Origin of the sequence: Pseudomonas sp. ICMP 10191, from assembly GCF_001467335.1 — a bacterium.
GTDB lineage: Bacteria > Pseudomonadota > Gammaproteobacteria > Pseudomonadales > Pseudomonadaceae > Aquipseudomonas > Aquipseudomonas cerasi.
Window position 1 is genome coordinate 1 of sequence record NZ_LKGW01000123.1, and the last position, 17796, is coordinate 17796.

A 17796-nucleotide genomic window follows, 5' to 3' on the forward strand; every position below is an offset into this window, starting at 1 on the left:
CAACTATCGTGCGGCGCTCCGCGTCGCATGCCTTTCCGGACGCTCTGCGTCCGCCCTCGAGGGGCTTACTTGAACGTTACAACCCCGCCGGCCAGGGATTCAACCCGCGCCAGGGATTCAACGCGATAGCCCTGGGCGTCCAGCTCGGCGCGGCCGCCCTGGAAGGATTTCTCGATCACAATGCCCAGTCCGGCTACCGTGGCGCCGGCCTGTTTGATGATCGAGATCAGCGCCTGCGAGGCTTTGCCGTTGGCCAGGAAGTCATCGATGATCAGCACCTTGTCGTCGCTGCTCAGATGGCGCGGCGAGATTGCCACGGTGCTTTCCACCTGCTTGGTGAACGAGTACACGGTCGCCGACAGCAGGTTTTCGGTCAGGGTCAGGGACTGGTGCTTGCGGGCGAAGATCACCGGCACGCCCATTTTCAAGCCTGCCATGACTGCCGGCGCGATACCGGAAGCTTCGATGGTCACGATCTTGGTCACGCCAGCGTCGGCGAACAGTCGGGCGAATTCGTCGCCGATTTCCTTCATCAGGGCCGGGTCGATCTGATGGTTGAGAAACGCATCGACCTTCAGCACCTGATCGGACAATACGATGCCTTCTTCGCGAATTTTCTTGTGCAGTGCTTCCACTTCAATTCCTTGGCTGCGCCATTGCGCAATAAATGATCAATATTGTGTCGGCTAGCGTTTCAGCATGGCGCGAATGTCGGCAAGCGCAGTGTTGCCGCGAACCGCTTTGACTTCCGTCGGGGTGTCGTCATTGCCTTCCCAGGCCAGGTCGTCCGGGGGCAGCTCATCCAGAAAGCGGCTCGGCGCGCAGTCGATGATTTCACCATACTGCTTGCGCTTGGCGGCGAAGGTGAAGGCCAGGGTCTGCCGTGCGCGGGTGATGCCCACGTAGGCCAGGCGGCGCTCTTCTTCGATGGTGTCAGCTTCGATGCTGGAGCGGTGTGGCAGGATTTCTTCCTCCATGCCCATGATGAACACGTAAGGGAATTCCAGCCCCTTGGAGGCGTGCAAGGTCATCATCTGCACACCTTCGGCACCGTCTTCCTCTTCCTGCTGACGTTCGAGCATGTCGCGCAGGACCAGCTTGCCGATGGCTTCCTCGATGGTCATGCCACCTTCTTCGTCCTTCTCCAGCGTGTTTTTCAACGCCTCGATCAGGAACCAGACGTTACTCATCCGGTAATCGGCAGCCTTTTCGCTGGAGCTGTTCTGCCGCAACCAGTTCTCGTAGTCGATGTCCATGACCATGCTGCGCAGCGCGGCGATGGGATCGTTCTGCGCGCACTGCTGACGCACGCCGTCCATCCAGCGCTTGAAGCGCTGTAAACGGTCGGTGAATCGGCTGTCCAGATGCTCGCCCAGGCCGATCTCGTCGGTGGCGGCGTACATCGACACTTTGCGCTCGGTGGCGTAATTACCGAGCTTTTCCAGCGTGGTCGAGCCGATCTCGCGACGCGGAACGTTGATCACCCGCAGGAAGGCGTTATCGTCGTCCGGGTTCACCAGCAGCCGGAAATAGGCCATCAGGTCCTTCACTTCCTGGCGGCCGAAGAAGCTGTTGCCGCCCGACAGTCGATACGGCACCTGGTGGTGCTGCAATTTCAGCTCGATCAGCTTGGCCTGGTAGTTGCCGCGATAGAGGATGGCGAAATCGCTGTACGGGCGGTCGGTGCGCAGGTGCAGGGTGAGGATTTCCATGGCCACCCGCTCGGCCTCGGCGTCTTCGTTACGGCAGCGGATCACGCGGATCTCGTCGCCATGGCCCATCTCGGACCACAGTTGTTTTTCGAAGGCGTGCGGGTTGTTGGAGATCAGCACGTTGGCGCAGCGCAGGATTCGGCTGGTGGAACGGTAGTTCTGCTCCAGCATGACCACTTTCAACGACGGGTAGTCGTCCTTGAGCAGCATCAGGTTTTCCGGCCGCGCACCACGCCAGGCGTAGATCGACTGGTCGTCGTCGCCCACCACGGTGAACTGATGGCGCGTGCCGATCAGCAGCTTCACCAGCAGGTACTGGCTGGCGTTGGTGTCCTGATATTCGTCGACCAGCAGGTAACGCACCTTGTTCTGCCACTTTTCCAGGATGTCAGCGTGTTCCTGGAACAGCTTGACCGGCAACAGAATCAGATCGTCGAAGTCCACTGCGTTGTACGCCTTGAGCGTGCGCTGATAGTGGGTGTAGACGATGGCGGCAGTCTGTTCCTTGGGGTTGCGGGCGTTTTCCAGCGCCTCGGCGGGCAGGATCAGGTCGTTTTTCCATGAGCCGATCATGTTCTTGATTTCGTCGACGCCGTCGTCGCCGGAATACTCTTTCTGCATGATGTCGGTCATCAGCGCCTTGACGTCGGTCTCGTCAAAGATCGAGAAGCCCGGTTTGTAGCCCAGCCGCGTGTGCTCCTTGCGGATGATGTTCAGACCCAGGTTGTGGAAGGTCGAAACCGTCAGGCCACGGCCTTCGCCGCCTCTGAGCAACGTGCCAACCCGCTCTTTCATCTCGCGCGCGGCCTTGTTGGTAAAGGTCATGGCGACAATGTACTGGGCACGAATACCGCAGTTCTGGATCAGATGAGCGATCTTGCGGGTGATCACGCTGGTCTTGCCGGAACCGGCACCGGCGAGCACCAAAAGAGGGCCGCCGACGTAGTTCACGGCTTCCTGCTGCCGGGGATTGAGTCGGGACATGGCGGTATGAAGAGTCGTCTGCAAAAAAGGTCGGGCATTTTAACAGGCCCACGGTTTTGTGCAGTGCTCATCGTCGTCGGACAGTGACAGCTATCTAATTCTTCTGTTTTTGTTACATTTGCGCCGCGACGCGCGATACGTGTATTTGTCGCGCTCCTGCGAGAGTGCGGCCACCGGTTTTTCCTTTGCACTTAGGAAGTTAGATTGCCTACACCTGTCGAACCCTTGCGATTGCTGTTATTGGCGCACGAGCCCTTCTGGCAGGCGCTGCTTAGCGGCTGCCTCACTGCGCCGGGAAGCAACGTGATACTTCTGCATGGCGCGAACTGGGACGTTTTCAGCGCCCGATATGCTAACGAGCGCAATACCGTGCTGCTGACCACCCCTGATCTGCAGCCCAGGACCGGGGCCTGCCTGTTGCCTACCGTGGTGCTGCTCGAGACCGAACCATTGGTCGGACCGACCGGCGTCAGTGACTGGCTGGTGCGCGATGCCTTGACCGGTGACACGCTTCGGCGCTGCCTGCGCTATGTCCACGAGCGCAGTCGCCTGGAAGACAGCCTGCGACGCCTGGTCGGCCAGGACCCGTTGACCGGCATCGCCAACCGCCAGGGATTTCAGGCGCTGCTCTCGGCGCGCTTGAGCGAAGGCGGCAGTGTGGCGCTGGGGCATCTGGACCTGGACAATTTTCGCCGCGCCAACGATGCACTGGGGCATCAGGCCGGTGACCGGCTGATCCTGCAAGTCGTGGCGCGCTTGAAAAACCAGCTCGATGCCGGTGATCAGATCGCCCGCCTGGGGGGCGACGAATTCGCCCTGTTGATTGACACCCGAGCAACCCCCGAACGTGCCCTGCAAATGGCCGAACGTATCACTGACGTGCTGGCCGAACCCTATTGGGTCGATGGCGAAAGCCTGCTGCTGGGTTGCAGCCTGGGCATTGCGCATTCGCAAGCCCAGCCCGAAGCCGACCCGCTGATGTGGCATGCGCATATCGCCATGCGTCAGGCCAAGAGCATGCAGGGCTGTACATATCACCTGTTCGACGAGCGCATCAACCGCAACGCCCGCAGCCTCGCCGATCTGGAAGGTGAACTGCGACGCGCCTTGCGCCGCGATGAGCTGGAACTTCATTACCAGCCGCGCCTGTGCCTGGACAGCGGGCGTATTGTCGGCCTGGAAGCGCTGGTGCGCTGGCGCCATCAGGAACGCGGGCTGCTGCCGCCCAGCGAATTCGTGCCACTGGCCGAGCAAAGCGGCCTGATCGTGCCGCTCGGCTACTGGGTCATCTTCCGCGCACTGCGTGACATGCAGGCCCTGCGCGAACAAGGCTTTGCCCCACTGCACATGGCGATCAATCTGTCGTTCCGGCAGTTTCAGGACAGCCAGCTGCTGCCGACCTTGAATCGCCTCATCGCGGAACACGATGTCGACGCGCGCTGGCTGGAATTCGAACTGACCGAAACCGCCGTCATGCGGCGCAGCGACCAGGTCCGGCAGACCATGGACGCATTGCGGCAACTGGGCGTGCGCTTTTCGCTGGATGATTTCGGCACCGGCTATTCGTCGTTCATGCACCTCAACAGCCTGCCCATCGCGCTGCTCAAGATCGACATGGGCTTTGTCGCGCAGATGGAGTTACGCGAAGAGAACCGCAAGCTGGTCAACGCCATGATCAATCTGGCGCACAACCTGAACCTGGAAGTAGTCGCCGAGGGCGTGGAAACCGGCGGGCAACTGGAGTTGCTGCGCAGTTTCGGCTGCAATCAGGTGCAAGGCTATCTGATCAGCAGGCCACTGCCGGTGGAAGAACTGGTGACCTATCTGCGCTCGCAAGCCGTGCACGCAGATACATCCAGATCCGGGTGACGGTGCGCCGGATCAGCCCGGCACCGCCACCCCGGCCGCGTCCCGACGCAACAGCCGAGCCGTCTTCCATTCGAACGCGTAGGTCAGCGCCACGGCCGAGCAGAACAGGCCCAGCGCCAGCCCCCACCACACGCCCGAAGCGCCGGCATCGGTAGAGAAACCGAGCAACCACGCGGCAGGCGCGGCGATCAGCCAGTAGCAACCCAGGCCGATCAGGAAGGTGGTGCGTGCATCCTTGAGCCCACGAATGGCGCCCATGGCAATGGTCTGGGTGCCGTCGAAGAACTCGAACAGGGCGGCAATGGCCAGCAGTTTTGCCGCCAGTACGACGATCTCGGCAAACGCCGGGTCGTTGATATCCAGAAACAGACCGATGACCAGATGCGGTGCCAGCCAGAACAGCAGCCCGAACATCAGCATCACACAGCCGCCAAAACCGATGCCCAGACGACCGGCCATGCGCACCATCACCAGGTTGCCCGCGCCATAATGCTGGCCGATACGCATGGTGACCGCATAGGACATCCCCACCGGAACCATGAACGCCATGGACACGGTCTGCAGGGCGATCTGGTGCGCCGCCATCTGCGTGCTGCCCATCGCGCCCATGCAGAACGCGGCAAAGGTGAACAGGCCGACTTCCACTGCATAGGTGCCGCCAATCGGCAGACCGAGCCGCCACAGCTCGCCCAGGTGACTGCGTGAAAGCTTCGAAAGCCCCTTTCTGATCGGGTACGCCGCGTAAGCCGGATGCCACCTGATATGCAGCGCCAGGGCCAGGGCCATGCAGTTGGTGACGATCGCGGTGACCAGCCCGATCCCCATCAGCCCGAGGCTGGGCAGCCCCAGCCATTGATGGATCAATGCGTAATTGAGCACGAAGTTCGCTGCCGCACCGGCCAGGCTGATGGTCATCACCGGCCCCGCGCGACCCAGTGCGCTGGTGAAGCCACGCAATGCCATGAAGCTGAGCAGGCCGGGCAGGGCGAAGGGCAGGGTGATCAGAAATTGAGCCGCCATATGCACGTTGGCTTCGGCCTGACCGAACTGCAACAGGATGGGTTCGAGGTTCCACAGCAACAGCGCGGCAACCAGCGCCATGCCCCAGGCCAGCCACAGACCGGCCTGGGTCAGACGGGTCGCGCCTTCAGCGTCACCAGCACCGTGACGGATCGAGACCAGCGTACCGACCGCTGCCATCACGCCGACGCAAAAGAACGACACAAAGCTGTACGTGGCAGCGCCCAGACCACCGCCCGCCAAAGCCTCCGGTCCGATCTTGCCCATCATAACGGTGTCGGTGAAGACCATCAGCATGTGCGCCATCTGTGACGCAATCAGCGGCCCCGCCAGGCGCAGGATGATCCAGAGTTCTTTGGGGGCGGACGGCTGCATGGTGACGGTGCTCTACGGCAAAGGGACGATTGAGCGACGTATTCTGGGCAGTTGCTCGACTAAACACAAAACGATAAATCCGATGCTCAGCATGACTAAAACTCATCTGAAGCAATTTTCAGCATTTGCAGTAAAGTAGCCATTCATCGTCCGCAGGAAGCGCCCCATGCCTCGCAGTCTCCCCCTCTTTATGCACTAAGGGCTTTTGAAGCGGCTGCGCGGCATACCTCGTTTACCCGCGCGGCCGAGGAACTTTCGATCACCCAAAGTGCAGTAAGCCGTCATATTCGTACGCTGGAAGAGCACTTTGCCTGCCGCTTGTTTCAGCGTAACGGGCGTAACTTGCAGCTCACCGAATCGGCACGCGCGCTGTTGCCCGGTGTGCGCGATGGGTTCCTGGCACTGGAACGCGCCTGCAGCACCTTGCAGACCGAGGAGGGCATTCTGCGCATGAAAGCCCCGTCGACCCTGACCATGCGCTGGCTGCTCGCGCGGCTCAGCCGTTTCCGTCACCTGCAGGTGGGCAACGAAGTGCAACTGACCAGCGCGTGGATGGAAATCGATGCGGTGGACTTTACCCAGGAGCCTTTTGACTGCGCGATTCTGCTCAGCCAGGGTCATTTCCCGTCGGACTGGGACGCCACATTATTGTTTCCCGAGTTGCTGATTCCGGTCGGCGCACCCACGTTGTTGCAGGACCCGCCATGGGACGTGGAGCGGCTGGCAAAGGCTGAGTTGCTGCACCCCACTCCTGACCGTCGTGACTGGCGCACCTGGCTGAACCGCATGGGTCTGGCCGATCAGGTGTCGCTCAAAGGCGGGCAAGTATTCGACACCCTCGAGCTGGGAATGATTGCCGCCGCACGCGGCTACGGTGTGTCGATGGGTGATCTGCTGATGGTCGCCGAGGACGTGGCGCAGGCCCGTCTGAGTCTGCCGTGGCGCACGGCGGTGTTCAGTGGCGAAAACTATTATCTGGTCTGGCCGCGTACAAGGCCCGGCGCAGAGCGGTTGCGACGCCTCAGCGATTTTCTCAAGGCGGAGGTGGGCGCCATGAAGTTGCCGTTAGTTGAAGTACTCTATTAAAATTTAGTTTAGTATTGAACTGCCATCATTTGTTAATGTCTCGCTCCGCTCTCAAGTAACGACCTTGATGGCCGAAGCATTGCTTAACGATTGCTCGTTCAAACGGCGTAAAACACCAACTAAATCTATCAGCTGAATGATAAGCCACGGACCCGGCAACTCCAATCATTCGGCACGGAGTCTCTATGTCCAAGCCTCGTACCCGAATTGCTTCGCAACTTGGTATTGCTCTGGCCGTGATCCTGGCGGTGGTTATCAGTGGTAGTACCCTGTTCGCGTTGAGGTCTCTGGACGCGTCCAACCTGGTCATTCGTGAAGAGCACATGTCGAGTGAAGCCAGGCTCCTCGCTGACCAGCTCAACACCTTCCACAGCACGCTGCGCGACAGTACTCAGCGCCTGAGTGGACTGTTCGAAAAACGCTTCGCCGATGGCCTGAGCCTGCAACCCGACAAGCCGGTCACGGTGGCGGGCACGTCCACGCCAGGCCTGTTGCTGCGTGATGCCGTGCTGAACAACGACTTTACCGAAGTCGACGAATTCCGCTCGATGACCGCAGGTGTGGCAACCATTTTCGTGCGCAGCGGCGACGACTTCATCCGTATCAGCACCTCCCTGAGCAAGCAGGATGGCACGCGCGCCATCGGCACGGTACTGGATCGCAAGGGCGCAGCCTACGAGCGTCTGATGGCCGGGCAGAGCTATGTCGGCAAGGCGGTGTTGTTCGATCGCTACTACATGACCCAGTACAGCCCGGTTCGCGACAGCAGCGGCAAGATCATTGCGGCGCTGTTTGTAGGGTTCGATTACACCGATGCACAGAAGACCCAGTTCGATAACCTCAAGAGCTTCCGTATCGGCTCTACCGGCTCGCTGGCGCTGCTCGACGACAAGGGCACCTGGCTGGTGCCACCGGCAGGCGTCAAATCCCTCGACGGTGCCGCGAAGTCAGTGGCCGACCTTGCCAGCAAGCCGGGCAAGGCGCAGTTCTGGGATGACGGTGATGACAACTATTACAGCGTCGGCCAGCCGTTCGCTGGCGGCCCTTGGACCGTCATCGCCAGCATGCCGCGCAAGGAAATCAGTGAAGTGACCTGGCACGTCGGCACGCAACTGGCGATCGGCAGTCTGCTGGCCATGCTGATCGCGGTGATCAGTGCCATCTGGCTGTTGCGCAGCAAGCTGCGTCCACTGTCCGAACTGGTACGCCAGGCCGACGCACTGGGTGCAGGCGACCTCAGCGTACGCCTGAATGTGACCAGCAATGACGAGATCGGGCAGTTGTCGGGCAGTTTCAACAAGATGAGCGAAGCGTTGTCATCGATGGTCGCGCATATCCGTACTGCGGCGCAGGAAGTCAGCACCCGCGCCAACGCATTGTCCGGCCTGTCGGGCGGTGCGTTCGAGGGCATGGAGCAGCAATCCGGCGAGATCACCAGCATGGCCGGTGCGGTCGAAGAGTTCAGCGCCACGTCGATGAACATCGCCGACAACATGGGCAATACCGAACGACTGGCACAGGAAAATGCCCAGCAGACACGCATTGGTCGTACTTCGATGGAAGAGGCTTCGTCGTCGCTGCAACAGATCGCCACTTCGCTGAGCAGCACCGCGAAAGTCATCGACACGCTGGGTCAGCGCTCGCAGGAAATCGGCAGCATCGTCGGGGTGATTACCTCGATTGCCGACCAGACCAACCTGCTCGCGCTCAACGCTGCCATCGAGGCCGCACGCGCCGGTGAGCAGGGTCGCGGCTTTGCCGTGGTGGCTGACGAAGTCCGCAGCCTGGCCTCGCGCACCCGTGAAGCCACCGATGAGATTTCCGGCATGATCGCCAGCATCCAGCAAGAAACCGGCAACGCCATCAGCACCATGCAGCAGGGCAACACACTGATGCAGGAAGGCCTGTCGCTCAACGCCAAAGTGGCCTCCGCACTGGCCCAGATCGACGAGCAAAGCCGCTCGGCCGGTCACCAGTTCGCCGCTATCACCACCGCCACCCAGGAACAAAGCAGCACCGCGACCATGCTCAGCAGCAACCTGCAAAGCATCGCCATGGCCAACAGCGAACAGCGCCAGGTCATGTCCAACCTCGCCATCACTGCCCAGGAGCTGAATGGCCTGGCTACAGAACTGCGTCACGAGGTTGACCGGTTCCGATAAGACTGACCGAACAGTGTGCCAATGCTCAGCGTTGGCACGCTGTACCAGACGCTTGCGTCAGGTTCTGAATACTCGCCAAAGCCTGCTATGCAGCTACAGGCGCCACTCGTGTCACCAAGCGTTTCTGGTCAGTTTGCAGGATTAAAGGCCAGGCACTCGACCCCCCCTATACTCCTCCTACACCCCAATGCGGATGCTTCAACAGGATCTACGGTAAACCCCGCCTCCCTAACCATCGTCAAGGATCCAGACAATGAAGCAATATGTTGAAAACTATCAGCCTACAGAAGGCTTCGCGCCTGCAACCGGCCATGTGGAAGGCGACTCGGTCTCTCCCAAGGCGATGATTTTCCATATCCTGAAAGACCTCAGCAGCGATGTTGAAGTGCTGGATATCGGGTTCGGCTCTGGAACACTGGGCGCGTTGATCAAGGCAAACCCGGACACGGCGCACTGGTCGGTGGACGGCATCGATGGCTGGGAAGCCAACTGCCAGAATTCGCAGCTGCATGAGAACGCTACCTACCGCAACATCTGGCACGGCCTTGCTCAAGAGCTGTCATCCGAGCGGCTGGCCCAGTACCGGATAATCTGTCTGCTGGATGTCGTCGAGCATCTGACAGCCGATACGGCGAGATGGCTGGTGCGCACATTGCTTTCCAGCCTGGGGCCGGATGCCTATCTGTTCATCAGCACGCCACTGTGGTTTTACCCGCAAGAAACTCAACAGACCGGCGATCTTGAGGAACACCTGATCGGCGTGCCTGCTTCGTCGATGATGGCGCTGTGTCCGCATCTGTATGCAGTCAATCAGCCGCTCATCGGCGGGTTCGTGTTCAGTCGCCGCAGCCTGGATTTCGTGGAGTTCTTCCAGCCCACAGCAGATAAATCGTTTTCGTATGAAAAAGGCATGCACGTCGCAAAGGCCGTCGGTATGAAACTCGACCCTAACGTTGCGTACACTATGGATTGACCCTGTAACGTTTCCGCCGCCTGCGGGCGGCAGGGCGGGTGAACAGCCATGAGGCACATGCGACGGGTTCATGGCGAATGCCCGAGCAATATCAAAATACTGATTTATGACACTTTTATTTCAATGAAATCCGCGCTGTGCGATGCTGGCGCCAAGGCCCATGGCCGACTAAAAGCTTAGTAGAGCGTTTCATCCATCCCCGCTCGCTACACGCTGCATCTTTCAATTCATCGCCTGTATAGGCAAACCTCAGGGGGCTTTTCGCATGCTGACCCTGCTCGATTTGCTATCCGCCGTCGCCCTGCTGATCTGGGGCACGCATATCGTGCGCACTGGCATCCTTCGTGTTTACGGTACACAACTTCGTCGTGTGCTCAGCCAGAACATGTCCAAACGACCGCTCGCGTTCATAGCCGGCATTCTGGTGACGGCACTGGTGCAGAGCAGCAACGCCACCGCCATGCTGGTGACGTCGTTTGTCGGCCAGGGGCTGATGACGTTGACGCCTGCCCTGGTGATCATGCTTGGCGCCGATGTCGGCACCGCCTTGATGTCTCGCGTGCTGACCTTCGATCTGTCATGGCTGTCGCCGCTGCTGATCTTCCTTGGCGTAGTGTTTTTCCTGTCGCGCAAGCAGACCCGTGCCGGTCAACTGGGACGGGTCGGTATCGGCTTGGGCCTGATCGTGCTGGCCTTGCAGCTGATCGTCGCGGCTGCCGCACCGATCACCCAGGCGGCGGGGGTCAAGGTGCTGTTCGCCTCGCTGACCGGCGACCTGTTGCTGGATGCGCTGGTGGGCGCCATGTTCGCGCTGATCTCCTATTCCAGCCTGGCGGCAGTGCTGCTGACGGCCACATTGGCAGGCACCGAAGTCATTGGCTTGCCGGTGGCGATCGGCCTGGTGATCGGGGCCAACATCGGCAGCGGCCTGCTGGCCTTTCTCAGTACCAGCATGCAGAACGTTGCCGGCCGGCAGGTGGCGCTGGGCAGTCTGCTGTACAAACTGTTCGGCCTGCTGCTGATCTTTCCGGTGCTCGATCCGCTGGTTGCCTGGATCGACACGCTGGGCTTTAGTCCGCAGGAACTGGTGATCGGCTTTCACCTGCTTTACAACACGGTGCGCTGCCTGATCATGCTGCCAACCGTGGCCCCGATGGCGCGGTTGTGCTCGTATCTGCTGCCCCAGCAGAACGAAGTCGGCGGCCTGGCCAAACCGCGTCATCTGGACCTGACCGCGCTGTCGACGCCCAGCCTTGCGCTGGCCAACGCGGTGCGCGAAACCCTGCGTATGGGCGACCTGATCGAAAGCATGCTCGCCTCGATGCTGGCGGTACTGCGCGGCACGCAAACGGCGGTGACCCAGGAAGTGCGCCGCCTCAACGATGACGTCGAAGCGCTGTACAGCGCGATCAAGCTGTACCTGGCGCAGATGCCGCGTGAAGACCTCGGCGAGCACGACAACCGGCGCTGGGCCGAGATCATCGAACTGACCATCAACCTGGAGCTGGCCAGCGGCCTGATCGAACGCATGTTGCGCAAGATCCAGCAGCAGAAGACGGCACATCGCCGGTCGTTCTCTGAAGTCGGTCTTGAAGAACTTGCCGATCTGCAGATTCAATTACAGTCGAACCTGCGCCTGGGCCTTTCGGTGTTCCTCAGCGGCGATCACGAAAGCGCGCGTCAGTTGTTGCGCGAGAAGCGCCAGTTCAGGGCCGAGGAGCGACGCCTGGCGCACGCCCACGTCAGCCGGCTGCGCAACAAGGTGGTCCAGAGTATCGAAACCAGTTCGCTGCACCTGGAACTGATTGCCGACATGAAGCGTCTGAACTCGCTGTTTTGCAGCAGCGCCTACGTAGTGCTGGAAACCGCTGACACAGGAGCCTTGTCGAGCGAGGTCGAGGCCGACAGATCGCTATGAACGTAAGGGCCGAGGTGAAGTCTGTTAAACATACCGGCCCGCCAGGAAAGCTGTTTTATGCGTTGCCTGCTGTTCGCTTGTCTGCTCCTCGGTTCACTTCCCTCATTCGCCCTTGACCGTCTTCAGGTCGAGGGCTATCTGCTGCCCAATGGTTTGCAAGTCATTCTCAAGCCCGGTTATGACAAGGGTCACGTCGCCATCCGCCTGGTGGTGGGTATCGGCTTCGATGACTTCCCGTGCCAGGACAAGGAACTGCCGCATCTGCTGGAACACCTGCTGTTCAGCGGCGTGGATGACAGCGGCGAAGGCGGGCTGGAGGAGCGTATGCAGGCACTGGGCGGCGAGTGGAACGCCTTCACCAGCAACGCCGACACCACCTTCGTGATCGAAGCGCCTGCGCGCAACCAGCGCAAGGTGCTCGACCTGCTGCTGGAGATCATGACCAAAACCGAGCTGAGCCAGGCGCGGCTGGACGGCGTCAAACGCGTGGTCGAACGCGAAGATGGCGGGCATTTTTCGCACTTGCAGCGCCTGCTTGACCGGCGTGATTCCGGGCGCAGCGCCAGCAGCCAGCTGGCCGTGGAGCTGGGCCTCAAATGCGCTGAACGTCCCGAGGTGGACGGCATCCAGCTGGAGCATATCGAAGACATCTTCGCCAACTGGTACGCCCCCAACAACATGACGCTGATTGTGGTGGGTGATCTGGACAAGCTGCTGCCAGCCTATCTGGAGCGCACCTACGGCAAGCTCGCCCCCACCGATCCGATCGACCATCCGCCACTGGCGCAGGGCAGCGGCTCGGCCGAACCGCGCCGCGAGCTTGAGCGCGGCGGGCTGGGCGAGAGCGCCAAGCTGCACCTGATCTACCCAGAGCCGCAGCTCGACGACCAGCACGACGAAACCTGGGAGCTGGTCAAAGCCTATCTGGACTGGACGCTCTACACTGAGCTGCGCCTGAAACACAGTTTGTCCTACGGCCCCTCGGCAGAGCGCGAAGTGTTCGGCGATGTCGGGTTTTTGAGCCTGAACGCCGATGTCGAACGTGACGATGCCGATGAAGCCGAGCGCGACATTCGCGGTCTGGTCGAGCGCCTGCAAAAAGACGGCATGCAGCCCGCTACGTTTGCGCGGCTGCAACAGCTCGCCATTGACCGGCAGTCATGGGCCACACAAGGCAATAGCGCGCTGGCCGACTACTATTGGAGCGCGCTCAACGATTATGAAAACGGGCGCTTCGAGGATCCGGCCAAACGGATCAAGGCGGTGAAGCTGGAAACGGCCAATCAGGCGATGCGCCAATTGCTTGCCCAGCCGGGTTACATGCGCATTGAAAAGCCACTGTTCAGTTATGACGGTCTGTATTGGCTGATTGGCGAAGTACTGGGTTTCATGGCACTGCTGGCCCTGTGGCGCTGGCGTGTACGCAGCAAATAGAATCCTGACACCGAACTGCACCCCGGGTGCAGGCTCCGCGCTGCGTTTGTTACACAGCGCGTTTTTTGTATGAACAGAACCGAGTGACCCCTCCGATGCTTGACGTGAATCGCTATGTGACACCCGTGCTCAACTTGATGCAGCGCTACCCGGGGCTCATTGCAGCGTTTGGTTTCGTTTCCGGTATCGCCAGTTTCATTCTGGTCGATCGCCAGGCAGGACTGGCCACCTGGATTGCCGTGGTGATGCTGATCAGCTGGCTGTGGCTGATGGTCGAAAACACCATGGTCGGGTTGCTCAACAAGGCGCTGGGCCGCGAGATTCCGCAGGGCTTGCTGCGCTACGGCACGCAGATGATCCATCAGGAAAGCCTGTTCTTCGTGCTGCCGTTCTTTTTCATCACCACCACCTGGAACAGTGGTCAGGCGGTATTCACTGCGGTGCTCGGCGCCGCCGGGCTGATCTCAATCATCGACCCCCTCTACTACAAGTGGCTGGCGCCCAGACGCTGGCTGTTCATGACGTTGCACACTCTGACGCTGTTCGCGGCACTGCTGACCGCGCTGCCGATCATACTGCACCTGACCACCGCCGAGAGTTACAAACTGGCGCTGGGCGTGGCGATGCTGCTGTCGGCGCCCAGCCTGATGTCCAACTTCCCGCTCAACACCTGGCGCAGCGCACTGGCCGTGATCAGCATCATCCTGGCCATCGGCGCGGCGGGCTGGTTGCTACGCTCCTGGGTGCCGCCTGCGACGCTGTGGTTGACTGAAGTGGCGGTGAGCCCGGACTTCGATAACAAGAACCGTACGCCGGGCGACAGTATTTCGCTGATCAGCGCCAAGCAGCTGCGCAACGGCGGCCTGTATGCGTACACCGCCATCAATGCGCCGCGCGGGCTGGACGAGCGTATCTACCATGTGTGGTGGCATGAAGGCGAAGAGATGGACCGCATCGCGCTGGATATCCACGGCGGCCGCAAGGAAGGCTATCGCGCCTGGACGCGCAAGCAAAACTTCCCGGAGGACGTGACAGGACGCTGGCAGGTGAGGGTGCTGACCGAGGACGGCCAGATGATCGGCGTGCTGCGTTTTGTCGTCACTGACAATGACCAGCCAGCAGTCAAGCGACCTACCGGGCGGATAATCAAGCTCAAGCCGGGCGGCGACTCGGCCGAAGAGACTACGCCTGAGTCCGCACCGGCTGATGAGCCGAAGCAGGAGAAGCAGGAGGCTGCGCCTGCCGAAGCAGCCCCCGCGGAGTCTGCGCCTCAGGCTCCGGCGCAGTAATGTTTCAGGTCGCGGTCGCGCCGAAGAACCAGTAGCAGACGAAGATCGCGGCCACGACACCGGAAAACTCGGCCAGCAGCGCGCAGCCCACCGCATGGCGAGCGCGCTGAATGCCCACGGCGCCGAAGTACACGGCAAGGACGTAGAACGTGGTCTCGGTGCTGCCCTGAATCGTGGCAGCGGCCAATGCAGCGAAGCTGTCCACGCCCTGGGTCTGCATGGTTTCGATCAACAGGGCACGGGCGGCGCTGCCCGAGAAGGGTTTGACCATCGCGGTCGGCAACGCATCGACGAAGCGCGTGTCCAGCCCCAGCCACTGCACCAGATGCCGAATGCCTTCCAGGCCGAAGTCCAGCGCGCCGGATGCGCGCAGCACGCCCACCGCACAGAGCATGGCGACCAGATAAGGCAGCAGGCTCTTGGCGACGTCGAAACCTTCCTTCGCACCTTCGACGAAGGCCTCGTAGACCAGCACCTTGCGTAGCGTGCCGATGATCAGAAACATCATGATCAGGCCGAACAGCGTGAGGTTGCCCAGAATCGACGACAGACCCGCCAGCGCAGCCGCCGACAGCGTGCCGAGAAAAGCCATGAAAGTGCCCAGCAACAGGGCGCCGGGGATGAGGTAGGCGAGCACCACCGGGTCCCACAAGCGCAGACGCTGCATGAACGCGACCGACAGCAGGCCGACGATGGTCGAGACACTGGTGGCCAGCAGGATCGGCAGGAATACCAGGGTCGGGTCAGGCGCACCTTGCTGGGCGCGGTACATGAAGATCGTCACCGGCAGCAGGGTCAGGGATGAGGCGTTGAGCACCAGAAACAGGATCTGCGCGTTACTGGCGGCGGTCTTGCTCGGGTTGAGTTCCTGTAGCGAGCGCATGGCCTTCAGGCCAATCGGCGTGGCGGCGTTGTCGAGACCCAGCGCGTTGGCGGCGAAGTTGAGGGTGATCAGCCCCAGCGCAGGGTGGCCGGGCGGCACCTCCGGCATCAGGCGCAGAAACAGCGGCCCGAGAACCTTGGCCAGCCAGTCGACGATGCCGGCCTTCTCGGCGATGCGCAAAAAGCCCAACCACAGGGTCAGTGTGCCGAACAGCAGCACCATGACCTCGACCGACAGCTTGGCCATGGCAAAGATACTTTCGACCATCGCCGCAAAAATGCCGGCGTTGCCGCCCACCAGCCACTGCACCAGCGCGGAAATCGTCGCCACGACAAAAAAACCAAGCCACAGGCCATTGAGCATCGGATAAGTCCCCCACAAGAAGCGGGGATGATAGCGGCGGGGTGCGCCGGAGGGAAATCGGTAGGTGCTGAAAGAGTCGTAGGAACGGTGAGCAGGGGCCAGGCCGACTATCGTGCCAATGCTCCGCGTCACACATCAGCGCCACACGCACCTTCAGGATCGGACGCGGAGCGTCCAGAACGGCATTCCCACGCGGAGCATGGGAACGATGGAATCCTTCACACATCCGGGCCGCGGCGCACCCTCAGGATCGGCATTCCCACGCGGGGCGTGGGAATGATGATCAGGGGCTATGCGGGGTATCTTCAGCGCCCGGCCAGCAGCTCCTGGCCGCGAACGACGGCAGCGCGGACCTGTTCGGGGGCGGTGCCGCCGATGTGATTACGGGCATTCACCGAACCTTCCAGGGTCAGCACGGCGAAGACGTCCTGTTCGATCTGGTTGCTGAACTGACGCAGCTCTTCCAGGCTCATCTCTGCCAGGTCCTTGCCGGTTTCCACACCGTATTTCACCGCGTGACCGACGATCTCATGGCAGTCACGGAACGGCAGACCACGGCGGACCAGATAGTCGGCCAGATCGGTGGCGGTCGAGAAGCCGCGCAGCGCTGCTTCACGCATCATCGCGTGCTTGGGCTTGATCGCAGGGATCATGTCGGCGAATGCACGCAACGAATCACGCAGCGTATCGGCGGCGTCGAACAGCGGTTCCTTGTCTTCCTGGTTGTCCTTGTTGTAAGCCAGGGGCTGGCCTTTCATCAGGGTCAGCAGGCCCATCAGGGCACCGAACACGCGGCCGCTCTTGCCGCGAACCAGTTCAGGAACATCGGGGTTCTTCTTTTGCGGCATGATCGAGCTGCCGGTGCAGAAGCGGTCCGGCAGGTCGATGAACTGGAACTGCGCACTGGTCCAGAGCACCAGCTCTTCCGAAAAGCGCGACAGGTGCATCATTGCGATGGATGCAGCCGAGCAGAATTCGATGGCGAAGTCGCGATCCGATACGCCGTCCAGCGAGTTGCCGCCCACCACCTCGAAGCCCAGCAGTGTGCAGGTCAGCTCGCGGTCGATCGGGTAGGTAGTGCCCGCCAGCGCCGCGCTGCCCAGCGGCATGCGGTTGAGACGCTTGCGGCAATCCACCAGACGCTCGTAGTCGCGGCTGAGCATTTCGAACCAGGCCAGCATATGGTGACCGAATGTTACCGGCTGGGCCGTCTGCAAGTGGGTGAAACCGGGCATGATGGTTTCAGCTTCACGCTCGGCCTGGCCCAGCAGACCTTGCTGCAGACGTGTGATTTCGCTGAGGATAAGGTCGATTTCGTCGCGCAGCCACAGACGGATATCGGTGGCGACCTGATCGTTGCGGCTGCGACCGGTGTGCAGCTTCTTGCCGGTGATACCGATGCGGTCGGTCAGGCGTGCTTCAATGTTCATGTGCACGTCTTCCAGATCGACGCGCCAGTCGAACTGGCCAGCCTCGATCTCGGCCTGGATGGTGTTCAGGCCGTCAACGATGGTATCGCGCTCGGCGTCGGTCAGTACGCCCACCTTGGCCAGCATCGTAGCGTGGGCGATGGAGCCCATGATGTCGTGGCGATACAGGCGTTGATCGAAGGTGACGGAGGCAGTGAAACGCGCGACGAACGCGTCGACGGGTTCACTGAAGCGGCCGCCCCAGGACTGGTTGGTCTTGTCGGTGCTCATGGATTCGCTCGTTGCTGACTGAAAGTGA

12 protein-coding genes and 1 pseudogene are annotated in these 17796 nt (G+C 61.0%); 8 read left to right on the top strand and 5 right to left on the bottom strand.

The annotated features are described in order from the left end of the window. Window positions 1-65: 65 nt before the first annotated feature. Together AO388_RS18205 and rep are read right to left on the bottom strand one after the other, a co-directional pair. Window positions 66-635, bottom strand: a complete 570-nt coding sequence (locus AO388_RS18205) for a xanthine phosphoribosyltransferase (RefSeq protein ID WP_044309668.1) — start codon at window positions 633-635, stop codon at window positions 66-68. A gap of 51 nt (window positions 636-686) precedes the next feature. Beyond that, the gene (gene rep / locus AO388_RS18210; RefSeq protein ID WP_003401585.1) at window positions 687-2696 is read right to left on the bottom strand and encodes a DNA helicase Rep; all 2010 of its coding nucleotides are present in this window, start codon (window positions 2694-2696) and stop codon (window positions 687-689) included. A gap of 204 nt (window positions 2697-2900) precedes the next feature. Between rep and AO388_RS18215 the strand changes: the two genes are divergently transcribed. Beyond that, the gene (locus AO388_RS18215) at window positions 2901-4565 is read left to right on the top strand and encodes a putative bifunctional diguanylate cyclase/phosphodiesterase (RefSeq protein ID WP_003432664.1); all 1665 of its coding nucleotides are present in this window, start codon (window positions 2901-2903) and stop codon (window positions 4563-4565) included. Window positions 4566-4577: 12 nt separating this feature from the next. Here AO388_RS18215 and AO388_RS18220 read toward each other — a convergent pair whose 3' ends face one another. Then, window positions 4578-5960 carry a NorM family multidrug efflux MATE transporter gene (locus AO388_RS18220; RefSeq protein WP_058416881.1) on the bottom strand — a complete coding sequence of 461 codons (1383 nt, stop codon included), beginning with the start codon at window positions 5958-5960 and terminating at the stop codon, window positions 4578-4580. A gap of 141 nt (window positions 5961-6101) precedes the next feature. On the opposite strand from AO388_RS18220, the gene AO388_RS18225 reads away from it, so the two are divergent. From AO388_RS18225 to AO388_RS18250, 7 genes and pseudogenes are all read left to right on the top strand, one after another. Continuing rightward, window positions 6102-7046: a LysR substrate-binding domain-containing protein gene (locus AO388_RS18225; RefSeq protein ID WP_058416882.1), complete on the top strand. Its 945-nt coding sequence runs from the start codon at window positions 6102-6104 to the stop codon at window positions 7044-7046. A gap of 185 nt (window positions 7047-7231) precedes the next feature. Next, a pseudogene (locus tag AO388_RS30375) lies at window positions 7232-8353 on the top strand (Cache 3/Cache 2 fusion domain-containing protein); the annotation flags it as partial. Window positions 8354-8485: 132 nt separating this feature from the next. Further along, on the top strand, window positions 8486-9208 hold the full coding sequence (locus AO388_RS30380; RefSeq protein ID WP_371676484.1) for a methyl-accepting chemotaxis protein: 723 nt from the start codon (window positions 8486-8488) through the stop codon (window positions 9206-9208). A 253-nt stretch (window positions 9209-9461) separates the two neighbouring features. Then, window positions 9462-10181: a class I SAM-dependent methyltransferase gene (locus tag AO388_RS18235; protein ID WP_003367692.1), complete on the top strand. Its 720-nt coding sequence runs from the start codon at window positions 9462-9464 to the stop codon at window positions 10179-10181. 265 nt (window positions 10182-10446) lie between these two features. Further along, window positions 10447-12099, top strand: a complete 1653-nt coding sequence (locus AO388_RS18240; protein WP_003367694.1) for a Na/Pi cotransporter family protein — start codon at window positions 10447-10449, stop codon at window positions 12097-12099. Between the two features lie 57 nt (window positions 12100-12156). Continuing rightward, a complete protein-coding gene (locus tag AO388_RS18245; protein ID WP_058416883.1) occupies window positions 12157-13533 on the top strand; it encodes a M16 family metallopeptidase in 1377 nt (458 codons plus the stop codon). A 95-nt stretch (window positions 13534-13628) separates the two neighbouring features. Continuing rightward, the gene (locus AO388_RS18250; RefSeq protein ID WP_003367700.1) at window positions 13629-14822 is read left to right on the top strand and encodes a DUF5924 family protein; all 1194 of its coding nucleotides are present in this window, start codon (window positions 13629-13631) and stop codon (window positions 14820-14822) included. Window positions 14823-14826: 4 nt separating this feature from the next. Here the strand turns inward: AO388_RS18250 and AO388_RS18255 are convergent, their stop codons facing one another. Together AO388_RS18255 and argH are read right to left on the bottom strand one after the other, a co-directional pair. After that, window positions 14827-16068, bottom strand: a complete 1242-nt coding sequence (locus tag AO388_RS18255) for a nucleoside recognition domain-containing protein (protein WP_003367703.1) — start codon at window positions 16066-16068, stop codon at window positions 14827-14829. Window positions 16069-16373: 305 nt separating this feature from the next. Continuing rightward, the gene (gene argH, locus AO388_RS18260) at window positions 16374-17768 is read right to left on the bottom strand and encodes an argininosuccinate lyase (protein ID WP_024641407.1); all 1395 of its coding nucleotides are present in this window, start codon (window positions 17766-17768) and stop codon (window positions 16374-16376) included. Window positions 17769-17796: the final 28 nt, after the last annotated feature.

Bases quoted from the DNA above. Each gene is read 5' to 3' on its own strand.
- AO388_RS18235 (WP_003367692.1), top strand. From the start codon at position 9,462: ATGAAGCAATATGTTGAAAACTATCAGCCTACAGAAGGCTTCGCGCCT.
- AO388_RS18220 (WP_058416881.1), bottom strand. From the start codon at position 5,960: ATGCAGCCGTCCGCCCCCAAAGAACTCTGGATCATCCTGCGCCTGGCG.
- AO388_RS18240 (WP_003367694.1), top strand. From the start codon at position 10,447: ATGCTGACCCTGCTCGATTTGCTATCCGCCGTCGCCCTGCTGATCTGG.
- rep (WP_003401585.1), bottom strand. From the start codon at position 2,696: ATGTCCCGACTCAATCCCCGGCAGCAGGAAGCCGTGAACTACGTCGGC.
- AO388_RS30380 (WP_371676484.1), top strand. From the start codon at position 8,486: ATGGCCGGTGCGGTCGAAGAGTTCAGCGCCACGTCGATGAACATCGCC.
- AO388_RS18245 (WP_058416883.1), top strand. From the start codon at position 12,157: ATGCGTTGCCTGCTGTTCGCTTGTCTGCTCCTCGGTTCACTTCCCTCA.
- AO388_RS18255 (WP_003367703.1), bottom strand. From the start codon at position 16,068: ATGCTCAATGGCCTGTGGCTTGGTTTTTTTGTCGTGGCGACGATTTCC.
- AO388_RS18250 (WP_003367700.1), top strand. From the start codon at position 13,629: ATGCTTGACGTGAATCGCTATGTGACACCCGTGCTCAACTTGATGCAG.
- argH (WP_024641407.1), bottom strand. From the start codon at position 17,768: ATGAGCACCGACAAGACCAACCAGTCCTGGGGCGGCCGCTTCAGTGAA.